The organism is Dyadobacter sp. SRI_021 (assembly GCF_057586235.1).
Genome location: NZ_JBYCZM010000007.1, coordinates 158,609 through 172,576 on the forward strand (window position 1 = coordinate 158,609; position 13,968 = coordinate 172,576).

Below are 13,968 nucleotides of genomic sequence, written 5' to 3' on the forward strand. Positions count from 1 at the left end.
ATATTTATAACCCGGCATCGATCTGCCATTTGTCTGCCTGTGCGCAGCAGGGCCCGGAGAATTTTAATAGCCATCAGAAACAGCCTCTTTAATGAAATGAACTTTACACACTTCAAATTCTTCCTGCTTTCTATCCTTTTTTGCTGCATATATGGCAGCGCGAGTGCCCAGCGTTTTTATTCGGTGGTTTTCAACAAGCTGCCGCGCGACATGCAATTGTACGCCCGTGCGGACGACAATATGGCCGACGTGCCTATTTCCGGCATTATCGAACTGGCCGGGTGGGATCATATGTCGGTGGTAACGTTCCGGAACAATGTGCGGACGGGCTACCATAAATCGGCGATCACTTATGGCGCTGGTACGACCGGGACATTCAGCATGACACCGAGAATCAAGGCGGAAATGGCTGATTACTCCTTTGAAGTGTACGCTTGCCACGAGGCCGACTCGGCGCTGATCGTGCGGCGTAATGAGGTGGTAGCAGGCGATTTCTACGTCATCAGTGGGCAATCCAATGCAGCTGCAACTGTTTTCGGGGCCTGGTCGAGCAAATATGCCCGTACTGTCGCCCGCACACCCGATCAGAGTCCCGCCATTTTACCTGGCGATACACTTTGGACTGCCGCGGCATGGTCGTGGACGTACGTGGGGGCGTGGGGCCTTGAAATGCAAAAGGAGATTTTAGAACGAGATAGCATTCCTACCTGCGTGATTAACGGATCATTGCCCGGTGCGAAACTGAGCGATTTCCTCGGTAACCGCAGTTCCAACGACTCTATGAGTATCAGCTCACTTTACGGCAGTTTGCGTAAAAGGGTAAATGTTGCTAATCCTGCCCGTATCAGGGCGTTTATCTGGATGCACGGCGAGCAGGAGGTGTTCGAAAATATCCCTAATTATGCCACCCAATTCGATCAGTTGCGTAAATTTTGGGTACGTGACTATCCGCAGGTCGACCAGTTCGTGGTCGTTCAGTCGAACGTCATTGTTCTGAGAAATGATACTCCCAATCCGATGGGAGGCACGATACGCGATTTCCTGAGAAGAACCAAATACATTTACCCCAAAACAGACCATTTTGCTGCCGTTGGAACACCCGATTATGACGGTGTGCATTATCACAGGTCGGGCTACGAAGAATTTGGCCGCCGGATGTACCGCTTTTTCGCGCCTCGTATTTATGGCTCAAAAGATTCGGACAATGTGCGAAGCCCGGATATCAAAAGGGCATTCTATACCAATGCGGAGAAAAAGGAAATCACCCTGATTTTCGACGAAGGCCAGGAACTGAGATGGCCTGCTGATACCACAATCAAAGGACAGGATGGTAAACCGCTTGTATTGAGCCTGAAAAACTTCTTTTTTCTGGATGGAGATGAAAAGAAAGCAGCCTTCTCTGCCGGAAAAGTGACAGGGAACCAGGTAACGCTGACACTCAAAGAGGCGTCCAATGCAACGAAATTGAGTTATCTGCCTTCGTTTTATCCCGACAATCTCCCTTTGCAATGGCCGTACGAACAAAATATAGGTATTTTCACGGGACCTTATCTCTTAAACAAGCGCGGTCTGGGCGCATTTTCTTTTGATAAAGTCAGCATCGGGACGCTACTGCCTAATGTCGCGCTTTCGGCTAACCGCACTTACAATTCAGTAATATTGACCTGGCCTGCGATAGAGACGGCTACCAGCTACGTGCTGCAACGCAAAAAATCCGACTCGGCCCCTTACGAGACATTGAAAACTCTCAATGGGCAGTCGTTATCTTTCGAAGACAAAGACATCGAGCTCAATGCGAAATTTATTTACCGGATACAGGCGTTCAGTGAGATTTCACAGTCAGGATATTCAACTGTGTCGGTTGATTTAAGTCCGATCCTTGGCAACGAGATCGGGGCCAAAAATATGCTCTGGCAGCTTTTCCCGAACCCGACCGACCGGGTATTGCGCGTCGAATTCAAGAACGCAGCCACGGGTGCAATGGCGATTTTCAATGCAAAGGGCCAGGTTCTGCACCGGAAAGCCCTGAAAGCGTCTAGAAGCGAGGAAATCAATGTAGCCGACTGGCCAACCGGCACCTATTTGTTGAATTTTGAAAACCAGGACGGCGTCAGAACTGCTCAGCAGTTTATCAAACGTTAGACATATTTAAGGGTCTTTCGCGGGAGGCGGGGCAATGTACTTTTCGTAAAACGAGCCAGGTTTTCCGAGGTACTGGTCCGCCTCCTGCTGTGACCAGCGTTGCCGGAGTGTTTCATACAGGCTGGGATAAGCGTCATAGGGGATCGCCACGAACCCGGTATTCGGACTCCACAAGGCTGTAATGCGGTTGAGCCTCGCCGCTCTGTAAAACCGACCGATCCCCACTGCGGCGGGGAGCACCAGGGCGAGCATGATGATGATACAATTGGTATTACCCCGCAATATCGTAAGAGTTTTCGCCAGCGGCTGGCTTGCGAGAGGGTACAGTAAACAACAACCGATCAATATCAGTACCGGCATCATGCCGCGCAGCAGCATATCGTTCACTTTCCCGACCCTGATCAGCGGAAATAGTAATGTAATGCCAATTAGTGTCCAGAACGGCAGCGCGGGGATAGACTGCAGTCCGGCTCGGCGGGATACCAGGTATGCGAAGACAAAGAGCAGGGTATCCGCGACTGTATTCACCAGGTATTCCCGCATCAGATTGCCCATATCACCCCGAAATTCCCATATCAGTCCGTTCTCCGGTGGGTGCGGGTGCGATTGAAACAACAGCAGCACAGGCACCGCTGCGATGGAAGGCAAGAAAATCTGCTGGAATAGCCTTCGAAAAGTAATGCCCCATCGGATCCATTGGAAAATCAACAGAAGTGCGGTGATCAGGCCCACAATCAATGCGGGAAAGGCGGCCCACCAAAGCGCCAGCACCGTTGGGAAGCAAAGCAATGCATAGTCCAACCGGTGGCGGATCATGTGAAAAAGCATTCCGCCGAGCATGATCGAGGGAATAAATTGGTTTGGGGCCCAGAATAGATTCTCAAGATTCGACCAGTGCTCGACGCCGATTTCCTCGTACCTGTACAATTGAATGGACGCATGCGAAGCGACGCCTTTAAAGATCCTCGGAAAGTCGCCCACGCACAACACGAGCAATGTTGCCCACCATTTCCGATCCAGCGATGTGCAAATCCACAGCAGTCCCAATGCGATCCCAACGCTGGTCCAGACCAGAATTGCAGCCTGGGAAATATCGCCAATCAGCCTGGAAAAGGCGGCCGGTACCAGATAGTACCCGAAGTAATAAGCCATGACCGGGCGGTTGGCCGGAAAGCGGAGCGGCCAGTCGTTTTGAAGAAGTTCCTGGAACTTCGCATTGTGGCACCAGTGGTCCATGGTTTGAAATGCGAAGCCGGTAACGCCGGAAGCGAGTGTCAGAGCCACCGCCAGACTCAGCGCAATACAGATATCTTTGATATGAATAATATGTTTCGGGAATGCAATTTCTTGCAATATACTTTTATGGAGAAGGTGAATTAATAGTGCGATTCCTGTTAGTGAAAATGCGGCTTTTGTCCAATATAAATAGTAGATAATATTGGGTATTAATAAATAAATAATTGAAACGACATAAAGCGTTTTATTTCGCATTTAATTAAAAAATAATGTGTGTATAACATATTTGAATTATCAGCCGGTAAATAGCTGATTGAAAACGTAAATTTTCAATCAGCTATTTGCGAGCCAATATGTAAAGTTTTCGCAGGTAATCCCGGTTAACAATACAGAACCTGATGAGGTTGCTGCGGCCTTCGATTTTCAGCTTTTTGCTGATCCTCCGCTTATAATTTTCAATGCTTTTGGGCTCAATGACAAGACATGCGGCTATTTCGGCCGTAGTGAGGCCATCCGTAATGAAGGAAAGGACGTCCCATTCGCGGTCGGTGAGTTGGAGTAGCCTTTGGTTGATCGACTGGTAGTCATCGACCAATAGTATGGAAGCATTTTCTGATACAGGGGTCATGAATAGCGTGTTGATAATGGTAATTCGAAAAGGGTCTTTAATCGCCGTCAATGCAATGCGTGGCCGGATGAACGGCAAAGTTATTTGTTTTATTAAAAATAAAAACCCCTCAATAATTGAGGGGTTTGGTGTAAAGTTTTGATGGGTAAATGAAATAGGTGAAGTGAAATAGTAGATATAGTTTTACGGAAACTACTTTACTAATTTTGTTATGCACACTAATATTACTTACGTCAGATACGTTCTGACCTGGTTGCTTTTGCTAGGTGCAAATCACTTGTTTGCAAATGGCCTGAAAAGTGAAAATGAAGCGGATTTAGATCCGGTTTTGTTTTCGATGATTGCGGATAAATCCGTGGTGAAGGTGGGCGAGGAGTTTTCGATCGACATTCAGTGTACGATGCGTGACTTTTCGGACCTCCGGTTGTTCCCGGTGTCGCTGAACGGCGAGTTTGTATTGAAAGTCGTGTCCCCCGATGGCTTTGTGCAATCGGCTGGTAACTATTATCATGCGGTCTCCGGGAAACTGCTGCGGCCGGGAGAGAGCATCACGTACAAGCTTACCGGTAAGTTTGTATCGAAGCCGCCTGCCGGAAAGTTCATGCTGCTGCGTGGAACAAAGTACTCGGCCGAAATCGATCGGTTTCTTTACCGCGGAGAACTATCCATAGCAGTTCATGACGTGGAAACAGCAGCGAGGCAGGCTGCGACCCACGCTTTCAGTCAATGTCTCGAAGCAGAACTGATGTCCGGCGCCAATGGACCTATTACCAGCGACCCCAATGCCTCGAACGGCCAGACGCGCGGCGCGGAGAACCAGTACAACCACTTTGTCGACTACACGGTGAATGTGCCGTCGGCGGGGCCTTACCAGGTTACTTTGCGCTATTACTCCTCGGCATCGCCGATAGTGAGTGTGACGGTCAACGGTGGTAATGCGCAGAGTATTTCACTGCCGAATTCCGGTTCCTGGAACATCGCCTATACCGATTATACTTTCGCCGTGAGCCTGAACGCGGGCGCATCGACCCTAAAAATAGCCGGTACTGGTGGCGGGAGTTGCCGTCAGGACAAGATTTGCGTCACAGGAGAAGGTCAGATGTGCCCTGTTTTGAGCAAGGTAAGGCTGCATTGGCGCACGGCGGATTTCAACCGGCTCAATGGGGCGAAGATCCAGGGTTCCAACAACGGTTCGGGCTGGACGGACATTTATACAATCGGGGTGAACGCAACAGGCAGTTGGCAGGAATTTACTTTCCCGAATGCGACGCCGTACCAGCATGTGCGCTATGCCGCCAGCCCGACCGGCTATGGCGAACTGCGCGAGATCGAATTTTACAGCGGGGCCACTAAACTTTCAGGGACGACCTTCGGTTCTGACCCGAATGTGGCTAATATGGGCTGGCAATACGCCATCGACGGAACGGTGAATGCCTCATGGCACGGCCAGTATTCGGGCATAGGGGCACATGCAGGACCGAGTAATTTCGTAGGTTTATCCATTACCGGTTGCGCGACGACCTGCATCACACCTACTATTGTGCAAACTGCCGGAACGAATGTGTGTCCGGCAACCAGTCAACAAGTAGTACTCACCGCCTCGGGTTACTCGGATAATGTGAGCTGGCTGCTGAATGGATCTGGGGTAGGGAGCGGTACTTCCTTGACAACCGTTAATGCGGGAACTTATACAGCTTTCAGTGGTAATGGTACCTGCACGAGCGGGCAATCTCAGGCATTCACGGTGGGGCAGGCAGCCAATTGCGCGGCACCGGCATTGGTACCCAAGATTTCTTCCAGCGGTTTTCCTGAAATCCTCACGTTGTCGATTGTCGCCGATCCTGCCAACCCCGGGAGCTGGTTACTGAGTGATATCGGAACGGTAAGTCTGCCCGCCGGTTACGAATGGTCCTATTTCATCGGGAGCAAATGGCTCAAAACCGGAACGAATTTGACTAATGAGCCGTGGCAATCGAGTAGCCCCGGCAGGGTTGTGAAGATGGCAACGAAAATCGGGCTCGATACGCTTAATCGCTGGCCATGCCCGCCGGAGGGCTGCAACTACTATTACCAGAACGATGCTGTCGCACAACTCGCGCCCGGTGCGCGGGGAGGTCTCACCACTTTTATTTTTAACTGACCATGAAAAAGCTGATTCTGCTTTGGATGCTCTTGGGCACCCTGCCCCTCCATGCCCAAACAATACCGGTTACTTTCAAGAGCACCGTTCCTGCCGGCTATGATCCTACCTCACAGGTGCCCGGTTTTGTGGAAGTGAGCCCGAACATCGCAATGCCGCAGGGGCACGTGCTCGTAAAGCCGCCTACCAAGCAGTCGTACACCTGGGCGCAAACGTTCACGAAGGGCGGCACGCACTACAACCGCAATGAATTGGGTAACGAGGGCTCTCTGGCGACATTCAGGAGTACTTTTCCCGATAAGGAGTACAATGGTGTTCCCACTATCCCCACGATATTCGGCTTGCCTTGTTCAGGGCCGGAAGAATGGGTGGATGGTTATAACAAGAAATGCTGGCCTAACGGACCATTTACGGATGCGGAGGCACGTGCTAAGGCGCACGAAATCTGGAATAGCGGAAATGCCTCCAACCTCTGGATCGGGGAGACGATGGAGAACTTCCCTTTTATGCCGGCCGACAAGCCAATGTGGTATTCATTCTATGACGAGCTCGCCGGACTTTACGAGGCGAAGAAGGCACAGGACCAGAAGCCGTTTTTTCTTTGTCACAACTACTTCGCCACCAGCCCCTATTACCTTGGAAATACAACCAAAACACAGGCCGATTGGGAGGTAATGTACACGCAGGATCCTTCACAATGGCAAATGAAAACTTGGTTTCATCCCGGCGGGACGTTGTCACGCACGAATACTGTAATAGAAGGTATTTATTTCGGAGCGTTCGATCTCAGTCCGGGGCAGGCAATGAATACGCTCTTTTGCATGGAGCTTTGGCAAAAACTCGGCAAATACACCGGGATGTTTTTTTATAATCATCATGAATGGGCGCCGGAATCGTTTACTGACAAAGTTACATTCCCGGAAGGCACATTTTTCCGTGCCGATAAACCGGTACATGACCCTGCATTTCAGATCCTCATGGGATTTCTGGCACACGAGTACGGCAATGTCTTTGTCGATTGGGGCACATTTCTGAAACAGCCATCCAGCAAGAAGCCCATTGGTTACTATCAGCCCGTACACCAAAGCATGGATTACTGGCGGCCGAATGCAGGAGGTCCGGCGACATTTCCTTATTACTACCAACTGGGAGTAGGTTTGCCCCCGCAGGATTTTTATTCGCCGCTGGCTGTCAGCAGTGATTACAGCTATTTCGGGAATCTATTGTGGATGCAAACCGGTGGGAACGTTGCGGGAGGAATACCTTATTACTGTTCCTATCGCCTCGACGGCAATGCGTGGATCGACCGGAAGGCATCGGGTTGTGACATTGTGAGTGCCTACTTTGCCAAAAGGGGCGTTGCGAGGTGTCGTATTTCAGGCAATAAGATGGTTTTATATTACTTCAATATGTACGCGGATAATTTGCGGCACACCATTGAGATCAAACACCCGACCAACCCCGCCAAAAGCTATACCGGCACGGTATGCGGAAGTGGTATTCATGTGGTATTGCTAGATATTTAGTTGTCGGAAATTGCAGGATGGAACGGTAACCATGTAGGGCCTTAACTGAACAATCCGTAACGTACAATGCAGTACAATGCACGGAAGCCGTCCTTCCAGTTGATTTTTTTTCCCTCATCGTACGTACGGCCGTAATAGGATACGCCCACTTCGTAAATACGGATTTTGGGAATTTTGGAAATTTTGGCGGTTACCTCCGGCTCGAAACCGAAACGGTTTTCGACCAGTTTCAGGCTTTTCAGCAGATCGGCACGGAATAGTTTGTAGCATGTTTCCATGTCCGTCAGGTTGAGGTTGGTAAACATGTTGCTTAGGAACGTCAGGAACTTGTTCCCGATTGTGTGCCAGAAAAAAAGGATGCGGTGTGGTCTTCCGCCCATGAAGCGGGAGCCATACACCACATCCGCATATCCTTCGATAACCGGTTTTAGCAATATATTAAACTCCTGGGGATCGTATTCAAGATCGGCGTCCTGAACGATAATGTAGTCGCCCGTGGCGCGGCGGATGCCAGTGTGCAATGCCGCCCCTTTCCCCTGGTTGTATTCATGCCGGAAGTAAGCCACTTCCAGCTCAGGATTCTCTTCTATGAATTTTTTAGCAACTGCCTCCGTATTGTCAGCAGAACAATCATTTACTATTACAATTTCCTTTTTAAAATTACCTATCAGGTCAACGGATTTGAGTTTATCCAGCACATTTCGGATTGTCTTTTCTTCATTGTAGGCAGGAACGATAACCGATAATTTCATCAGGGAAAGATATAGTGAGACTGTTTAAGAGTGAATCGTTATTGTTTCGGGGTTATTCGTTATTCAAAACACAATGAAGCTGCTCCAAGCAGACCGGCGTCGTTAGCGAGCGTTGCGCGTTTGATATTGATTGTTTTCAGGTAATAAGGCGTCAGCCAGTACTTGAAACGATCGTTAATTGCCGGCAAAATAAACTCAAATGAGGCAGAAATACCACCACCGATCAAAATTGTTGTGATATCGAGTATCCGGATCATCGAAACGAGGCCTTCTCCCAGCAGGTAACCCATCTCATGGAAAACGGCTTTTGCCAGCTCGTCGCCTGCCGAAGCAGCCGCTACCAGGCCGGTTGTAGAAATGGTGCCATCGGCAGGAAGTTGGGTAGTGCCGGTGTAAGCTGCGCGCATTGCATTAGCCATGTCTAGCAGTTCTTTTTTACCGATGTTGCGTTCGAGAACCTTTCCATTTTTGGAAGGAACGTGACCTGGCTCCATGGCATTACCGCCGCCGCCTTTGAATACCTTCTTGTCGATAATCGCCGCGCCGCCGATACCGGTGCCGAGGGTTACGAAAATGTAATCTTCCGGAAGTTTGTCCTCCCCGAAATAATATTCACCCAAAGCAGCCGCATTTGCGTCGTTTTCCAGGTAAAAATCATGCTGCGGAAACCGTGCTTTCAAATCCGGAACAATGGTAATCCCGTCGATTTCAGGGATTGCCGTGATTTCGATCAGCGTGGTCCTGTCGCGGGAAATGAGCCCCGGAACACCGATCCCTACTTTTTTGACTTCGGGATATTCAACGAGTTGGAGCGCAATCGCATCCCCTAACCTGTCTATAAAATGCCCGGAGCTGCGCCAGCTGGCGGTATCGTGACTGTAAAAATTTGAGATTCTTCCATCCGTAGCGTCAACGATCCCCATTTTTACGTTAGTACCGCCCACGTCTATACCGAGGTATTGTTCCATGAAATGAAATATGGGTTTAATAAATAATTTTAAAAATGCGGCAATTTAGTAAAATTGCTCTATTGTTCACTCATTAATCCAAATCTCCCAGCTGCGGGCGGATCAGAATTTCTTCCACCACTGCCCTGGGAGACAATGCATAGGCAGCCCAGATCGACTCGGCCACGTCGCCGGAATCCATAAAACGGTCTTCGGGCAAATCGGTACCTTTCCAGCTGTCGGTATACGTCGCACCGGGCAGGACAGCCGTTACACGGACATTGTGCGGCTTCATTTCCTCGCGCAAAACCTTGGTCATCCCATATAATGCGAACTTCGAAATGCAGTAGGAGCCGCCGTTCGGATAAGCGATAATGCTGGCTGTGGAGCAAATAGTGAAAATATGGCCTCTTTTTGCGTCGATCATACCAGGCAAAAGGCCGCGGGTAAGATGATAGGCGCTGTAAAGGTTGGTCTCCATCGTTTTTTCCAGCGTGCCTTCGGTTTCATTATGAACCTGCCCTGGAATAAATACGCCGGTATTGTTGATAAGTACCTCCACCGGGGAGCTATGTTTGTGGATAAATGCAATAAACGCATCCACATCGGCGCGTACCGAGAGGTCGGCCATTAAATAAGTCAGTTTCGATTGGGGAAAACTTTCGCTGAATGTTTGTTGCAGTGCGAGCAGGTCGCTCTCGTTTCTTGCGCAGGTAATTACGTCGAAGCCTTGTGCTAAAAATTTTTCTATCGCTGCCCTTCCGATCCCTTTTGTTCCACCGGTTACAACCGCTAATGGATTCATTTTTCTGATTACTTCTTTTTTTGCCTAATTTTCCCGAAAATATTGAATACAATTAAGATATCATGTCTGTAATCGGTAAATACTTCATTTTTTTAGGGACGCTGTTCGGGAAGGGCGAGAAATTATCGGTTTACTGGCGGAGGCTGATGGAGGAATGCGTGGGCATCGGCGTGAGCTCGATTTTCATCGTCGCGATCGTTTCCACGTTTATCGGCGCGGTGTCTTGTATTCAGACGGCCTATAACCTCGTTAGCCCCATTATCCCTATTTCCACCGTGGCACTCATCGTTCGCGATATGGAGATCCTCGAACTCGCGCCTACCATTACCTGTATCGTTTTAGCCGGAAAAGTAGGGTCGAACATTGCCAGTGAATTGGGTACGATGCGCATTACCGAGCAGATCGACGCTTTGGAAGTAATGGGGATCAATTCCTCGTCCTATCTGGTGCTTCCGAAAGTGGTGGCAGCGATGCTCACATTTCCAATGCTCGTGATTTTTTCCGCATTTCTGGGCATTTTCGGCGGTTATCTCGCGGGTACACTCACGGGCGTGATCACCGAACGCGACTATTTATACGGTATCCGCGATTCCTTTGTGCCCTACAATATATTTTTCATGTGTGTAAAACCCTTCGTTTTCGGCTTTCTGATCGCCTCTATTTCATCCTTTAAGGGATTTTTTACATCGGGCGGTGCGTTGGAAGTCGGTAAGGCCAGCACACAGGCGGTGACTAACAGCTGTATTTCCATCCTCATCGCCGATTACCTGCTCGCACAGCTGCTTTTGTAAGCGTTCTCAACCGGACACAAAATGATTGAAATCAATAATATCTCGAAGGCATTCAACGGTAAGGAAGTTTTAAAAGGGATTTCGGCCCAGTTTCAGAAAGGGGAAACAAACCTGATCATCGGCGGTAGCGGTACGGGTAAAAGTGTATTGCTCAAATGTATGATTGGCCTGGTGAAGCCCGACGAGGGCAATGTGCTCTACAACGGCCGTGATTTTTACCATTGCGACAAGGAAACCCAGCAGTCGATCCGCCGGGAAATGGGCGTACTCTTCCAGGGTGGAGCATTGTTCGATTCCAAGACAGTGGAGGAAAATGTGCGCTTTCCGCTGGATATGCTTACGACCCAATCGCCGGAGGAAAAACGGGAGCGAGTAGCATTCTGCTTACAAAGGGTAGGGCTGGAACAGGCCGCGAAACGGATGCCGTCCGAGATTAGTGGCGGGATGAAGAAGCGTGTGGGCATTGCACGGGCCATTGTAATGAACCCGGCCTACCTGTTCTGCGACGAACCCAACTCGGGCCTCGATCCACTCACATCGGTGAAGATCGACGAGCTGATCAAAGAGATTACGGAAGAATACAAGATCACTACCATCATCATTACCCACGATATGAACTCGGTGATGGAGATCGGTCAGAATATCATGTTCCTGTATCAGGGACATAAGCTTTGGGAAGGCGTGAACACCGACATTACCAAAACCGATGTGCCGGAACTAAAAGAATTCCTTTTCTCCAATAAACTGCTGCGCGAAATGCAGGAATAGCCTGCATTGCCGGTCGGGTTACTGCCGGAGTGCAGGAATGTTTCTCTTTTCTACCAAAAACACTACGGCCGCGCATACCGCGAATATGGCCATGTGCACAGGCACAGAAATCCACAAATTTGGTATTTTAAACAAAGAAGAGGCATAGATCAGCAACGCGCCTCCGCCAATATAGCCGATCGCCGATGTCACATCGTACGGCACGGGGTAATACTTTTGCCCGAAATAATAGCAAAGGGCCAGCATCACAAAGCCCGACAATGCGAATGCGATCGCAAATCCGTGATAGCCGATTTGCGGTACGAGTACGAAGCTCGTTGCGATGGTAATGCCTGCGCCTGTGAGGGTGAGCCAGGTTCCGTATTCAGTTTTGTCGGTCAGTTTAAACCAGGTTGCCAGGTTGTAATATACGCCCAGGAACAAATATCCCGCCAGAAGCCAGGGTACTACACCCAGGCCTTCGTGGTAGATCTTCTTTTTCAGGAACAACTCGGCGAAAAGATCGAGGTTCAGGCATATGCCCACCCACATGAGCACGCATATGATGATAAAATACTTGGTAACCTTCGCGAATACCGGGGGCGCGTTCTTGTCCTCGCCCTTGGAGAAGAAAAACGGCTCTGCGGCGTATTTGAACGCCTGTATGGCCAGGTTCATGAAGATCGACAGCTTGTAGCATTGCACATAAATACCGATGGCGGTTTCGTTGCTGCGGCCGGGGTAGAAGCCCTCGGGGAGCAGGAACTGGATGAATGCCCGGTCGAAAAGCATATTGAGCACACCGCCGATATTCATGACCAATACCGGAAATGCGTAAACCCAGACCGGTTTAAAAAGGCTGCTGTTGAATACAAACCGGAAGTCGGCGAATTCCTTGCGGAGCATCCAGAAGAATGCCAGGTTGGCTATGAGGTTGGCGAGTACAATGTAATCCGGGGCGTGCAGTGGATTGTAAAACAGATCTACGGCCGGTTGCAGGAATGTAAGGTATTTCCCGGCATGAATGTCGCGGCAAACAAGCAGGAAGAATAAATTCAGGAAAATGTTGATGAGAATGTTGGTAACCCGGATGATCACGAATTTTTTACCCTTACCTTCCAGTCTCAGCCTCGCAAACGGGATCGAAACAATGCCATCGGTCGCCATAATGATGGCAAACATACGCACAATGGAAGCGGAATCGGGGTATTTGATGAGTTCGGCGATAGGCCCGGCAAAGACGAACATGAACGTGGAGCAGAGCAGGCTGACCATGATCACCGCGCTTAATATGAGGTCGTAATACTGTTTCCGATCCTTTTCCTCCCGTGCGAAGCGGAAGAACGCCGTTTCCATACCAAACGTGTAAAGTACGAGCGCCAGTCCGGCGTAAGCGAAGAGCTGCCCTTGTGCGGCGATTTGCTGAGGTTCAAAAAGCTTGGTATGCAGGGCCACCAGCAGGTAGTTCAAAAAGCGGCCCAGCATGGTGCTGATGCCGTAAGTGGCGGTTTCACTGGCCAGTTTTTTCAGTACGCTCATTCAATGCGGGATTTTCCTTCGCAAATATAGGAGAGTAACTGCCAATAAAAGGAAAAGGCCCTTCCCGTTTGAGGGGAAGGGCCTGCGGTTTTTTATCGTCAACCCCGGACATCCGAGATAATACTGTCAACTACATGCTCGATACGCTTCCAGCCTTCATCTGTTTGAAGGTCTACGTCAAGCATTTTTTCACGATAATCAGAGGAGATAGTCAAAAAATAAATGCCTGCTGAAATGAATGCGATTAACGCGCTGGTGTCATTGTAATAGGGCAGGTCGCCTATTTTGTTGAGGATACGCGTCGCAATCTGGTTGCGGGCGTCTGAAAGCATCGACTTTCCGGTTCCGATTTCCCAGCGGAGCAGGTCACGCGTGGCTTTGCGCTGGCGCAGATCGTTGGTGAAAGTGTGCATGAGGGACGTGAGAGCTTTGTTCCGTTCTTCCGGTGTTAGCTCCGGAATGTTGTCAATGTAATCTGTGCTGAGGGTTGACGTGTACTCTCCCGACCTGACGTATTGTTCCATCAGGCCGTCTACGCTTTCAAAGTATCTGTAAATCAGTACTTTGTTGACTCCGGCAGTGCGGGCGATCAAGTTTACGCCCACTTTTTCGGTGCCATGTTGTTCAATTACTTCGCCGACCGCCTTGAGTATTTTACTCTTCGTGCGCTCGCGATCACGCTTTTTTACTTTTTCTACTTTCATATGGGTGCTGT

12 protein-coding genes are annotated in these 13,968 nt (G+C 49.6%); 5 read left to right on the forward strand and 7 right to left on the reverse strand.

Translation table 11 applies throughout. The annotated features are described in order from the left end of the window. The first annotated feature begins 96 nt into the window (after positions 1 to 96). Positions 97 to 2,142: a T9SS type A sorting domain-containing protein gene (locus AC2YIT_RS22070; RefSeq protein WP_487280623.1), complete on the forward strand. Its 2,046-nt coding sequence runs from the start codon at positions 97 to 99 to the stop codon at positions 2,140 to 2,142. A 6-nt stretch (positions 2,143 to 2,148) separates the two neighbouring features. Here AC2YIT_RS22070 and AC2YIT_RS22075 read toward each other — a convergent pair whose 3' ends face one another. After that, positions 2,149 to 3,495 carry a hypothetical protein gene (locus tag AC2YIT_RS22075; RefSeq protein WP_430850845.1) on the reverse strand — a complete coding sequence of 449 codons (1,347 nt, stop codon included), beginning with the start codon at positions 3,493 to 3,495 and terminating at the stop codon, positions 2,149 to 2,151. Between the two features lie 220 nt (positions 3,496 to 3,715). Continuing rightward, positions 3,716 to 4,084: a helix-turn-helix domain-containing protein gene (locus AC2YIT_RS22080; protein WP_487280624.1), complete on the reverse strand. Its 369-nt coding sequence runs from the start codon at positions 4,082 to 4,084 to the stop codon at positions 3,716 to 3,718. A gap of 133 nt (positions 4,085 to 4,217) precedes the next feature. Between AC2YIT_RS22080 and AC2YIT_RS22085 the strand changes: the two genes are divergently transcribed. After that, entirely contained in the window at positions 4,218 to 6,146 is a 1,929-nt protein-coding gene (locus tag AC2YIT_RS22085; RefSeq protein ID WP_487280625.1) for a galactose-binding domain-containing protein, read from the forward strand. A 2-nt stretch (positions 6,147 to 6,148) separates the two neighbouring features. Continuing rightward, positions 6,149 to 7,672 (forward strand): hypothetical protein, encoded by a 1,524-nt coding sequence (locus AC2YIT_RS22090; RefSeq protein WP_487280626.1) that lies wholly within the window; start codon positions 6,149 to 6,151, stop codon positions 7,670 to 7,672. 41 nt (positions 7,673 to 7,713) lie between these two features. Here AC2YIT_RS22090 and AC2YIT_RS22095 read toward each other — a convergent pair whose 3' ends face one another. From AC2YIT_RS22095 to AC2YIT_RS22105, 3 genes are all read right to left on the reverse strand, one after another. Next, positions 7,714 to 8,424: a glycosyltransferase family 2 protein gene (locus AC2YIT_RS22095; protein WP_487280627.1), complete on the reverse strand. Its 711-nt coding sequence runs from the start codon at positions 8,422 to 8,424 to the stop codon at positions 7,714 to 7,716. Between the two features lie 59 nt (positions 8,425 to 8,483). After that, a complete protein-coding gene (locus AC2YIT_RS22100; RefSeq protein ID WP_106599595.1) occupies positions 8,484 to 9,392 on the reverse strand; it encodes an ROK family protein in 909 nt (302 codons plus the stop codon). Between the two features lie 73 nt (positions 9,393 to 9,465). Further along, the gene (locus AC2YIT_RS22105) at positions 9,466 to 10,176 is read right to left on the reverse strand and encodes an SDR family oxidoreductase (protein ID WP_487280628.1); all 711 of its coding nucleotides are present in this window, start codon (positions 10,174 to 10,176) and stop codon (positions 9,466 to 9,468) included. A 62-nt stretch (positions 10,177 to 10,238) separates the two neighbouring features. Between AC2YIT_RS22105 and AC2YIT_RS22110 the strand changes: the two genes are divergently transcribed. Both AC2YIT_RS22110 and AC2YIT_RS22115 read left to right on the forward strand, forming a co-directional pair. Further along, the gene (locus tag AC2YIT_RS22110; protein ID WP_291042488.1) at positions 10,239 to 10,967 is read left to right on the forward strand and encodes an MlaE family ABC transporter permease; all 729 of its coding nucleotides are present in this window, start codon (positions 10,239 to 10,241) and stop codon (positions 10,965 to 10,967) included. Between the two features lie 21 nt (positions 10,968 to 10,988). Then, positions 10,989 to 11,735 (forward strand): ABC transporter ATP-binding protein, encoded by a 747-nt coding sequence (locus tag AC2YIT_RS22115; protein ID WP_430850859.1) that lies wholly within the window; start codon positions 10,989 to 10,991, stop codon positions 11,733 to 11,735. 18 nt (positions 11,736 to 11,753) lie between these two features. On the opposite strand, the gene AC2YIT_RS22120 is transcribed toward AC2YIT_RS22115, so the two are convergent. Together AC2YIT_RS22120 and AC2YIT_RS22125 are read right to left on the reverse strand one after the other, a co-directional pair. Continuing rightward, complete coding sequence (locus tag AC2YIT_RS22120) at positions 11,754 to 13,253, reverse strand: lipopolysaccharide biosynthesis protein (protein ID WP_487280629.1); 1,500 nt, start codon at positions 13,251 to 13,253, stop codon at positions 11,754 to 11,756. A 98-nt stretch (positions 13,254 to 13,351) separates the two neighbouring features. Further along, positions 13,352 to 13,957, reverse strand: a complete 606-nt coding sequence (locus tag AC2YIT_RS22125; RefSeq protein ID WP_430850863.1) for a TetR/AcrR family transcriptional regulator — start codon at positions 13,955 to 13,957, stop codon at positions 13,352 to 13,354. Positions 13,958 to 13,968: the final 11 nt, after the last annotated feature.

Excerpts from the sequence above, each read along its gene's own strand:
- AC2YIT_RS22070 (WP_487280623.1), top strand. The coding sequence starts at position 97 with ATGAACTTTACACACTTCAAATTCTTCCTGCTTTCTATCCTTTTTTGC.
- AC2YIT_RS22085 (WP_487280625.1), top strand. The coding sequence starts at position 4,218 with ATGCACACTAATATTACTTACGTCAGATACGTTCTGACCTGGTTGCTT.
- AC2YIT_RS22090 (WP_487280626.1), top strand. The coding sequence starts at position 6,149 with ATGAAAAAGCTGATTCTGCTTTGGATGCTCTTGGGCACCCTGCCCCTC.
- AC2YIT_RS22095 (WP_487280627.1), bottom strand. The coding sequence starts at position 8,424 with ATGAAATTATCGGTTATCGTTCCTGCCTACAATGAAGAAAAGACAATC.
- AC2YIT_RS22100 (WP_106599595.1), bottom strand. The coding sequence starts at position 9,392 with ATGGAACAATACCTCGGTATAGACGTGGGCGGTACTAACGTAAAAATG.
- AC2YIT_RS22105 (WP_487280628.1), bottom strand. The coding sequence starts at position 10,176 with ATGAATCCATTAGCGGTTGTAACCGGTGGAACAAAAGGGATCGGAAGG.
- AC2YIT_RS22110 (WP_291042488.1), top strand. The coding sequence starts at position 10,239 with ATGTCTGTAATCGGTAAATACTTCATTTTTTTAGGGACGCTGTTCGGG.
- AC2YIT_RS22115 (WP_430850859.1), top strand. The coding sequence starts at position 10,989 with ATGATTGAAATCAATAATATCTCGAAGGCATTCAACGGTAAGGAAGTT.
- AC2YIT_RS22120 (WP_487280629.1), bottom strand. The coding sequence starts at position 13,253 with ATGAGCGTACTGAAAAAACTGGCCAGTGAAACCGCCACTTACGGCATC.
- AC2YIT_RS22125 (WP_430850863.1), bottom strand. The coding sequence starts at position 13,957 with ATGAAAGTAGAAAAAGTAAAAAAGCGTGATCGCGAGCGCACGAAGAGT.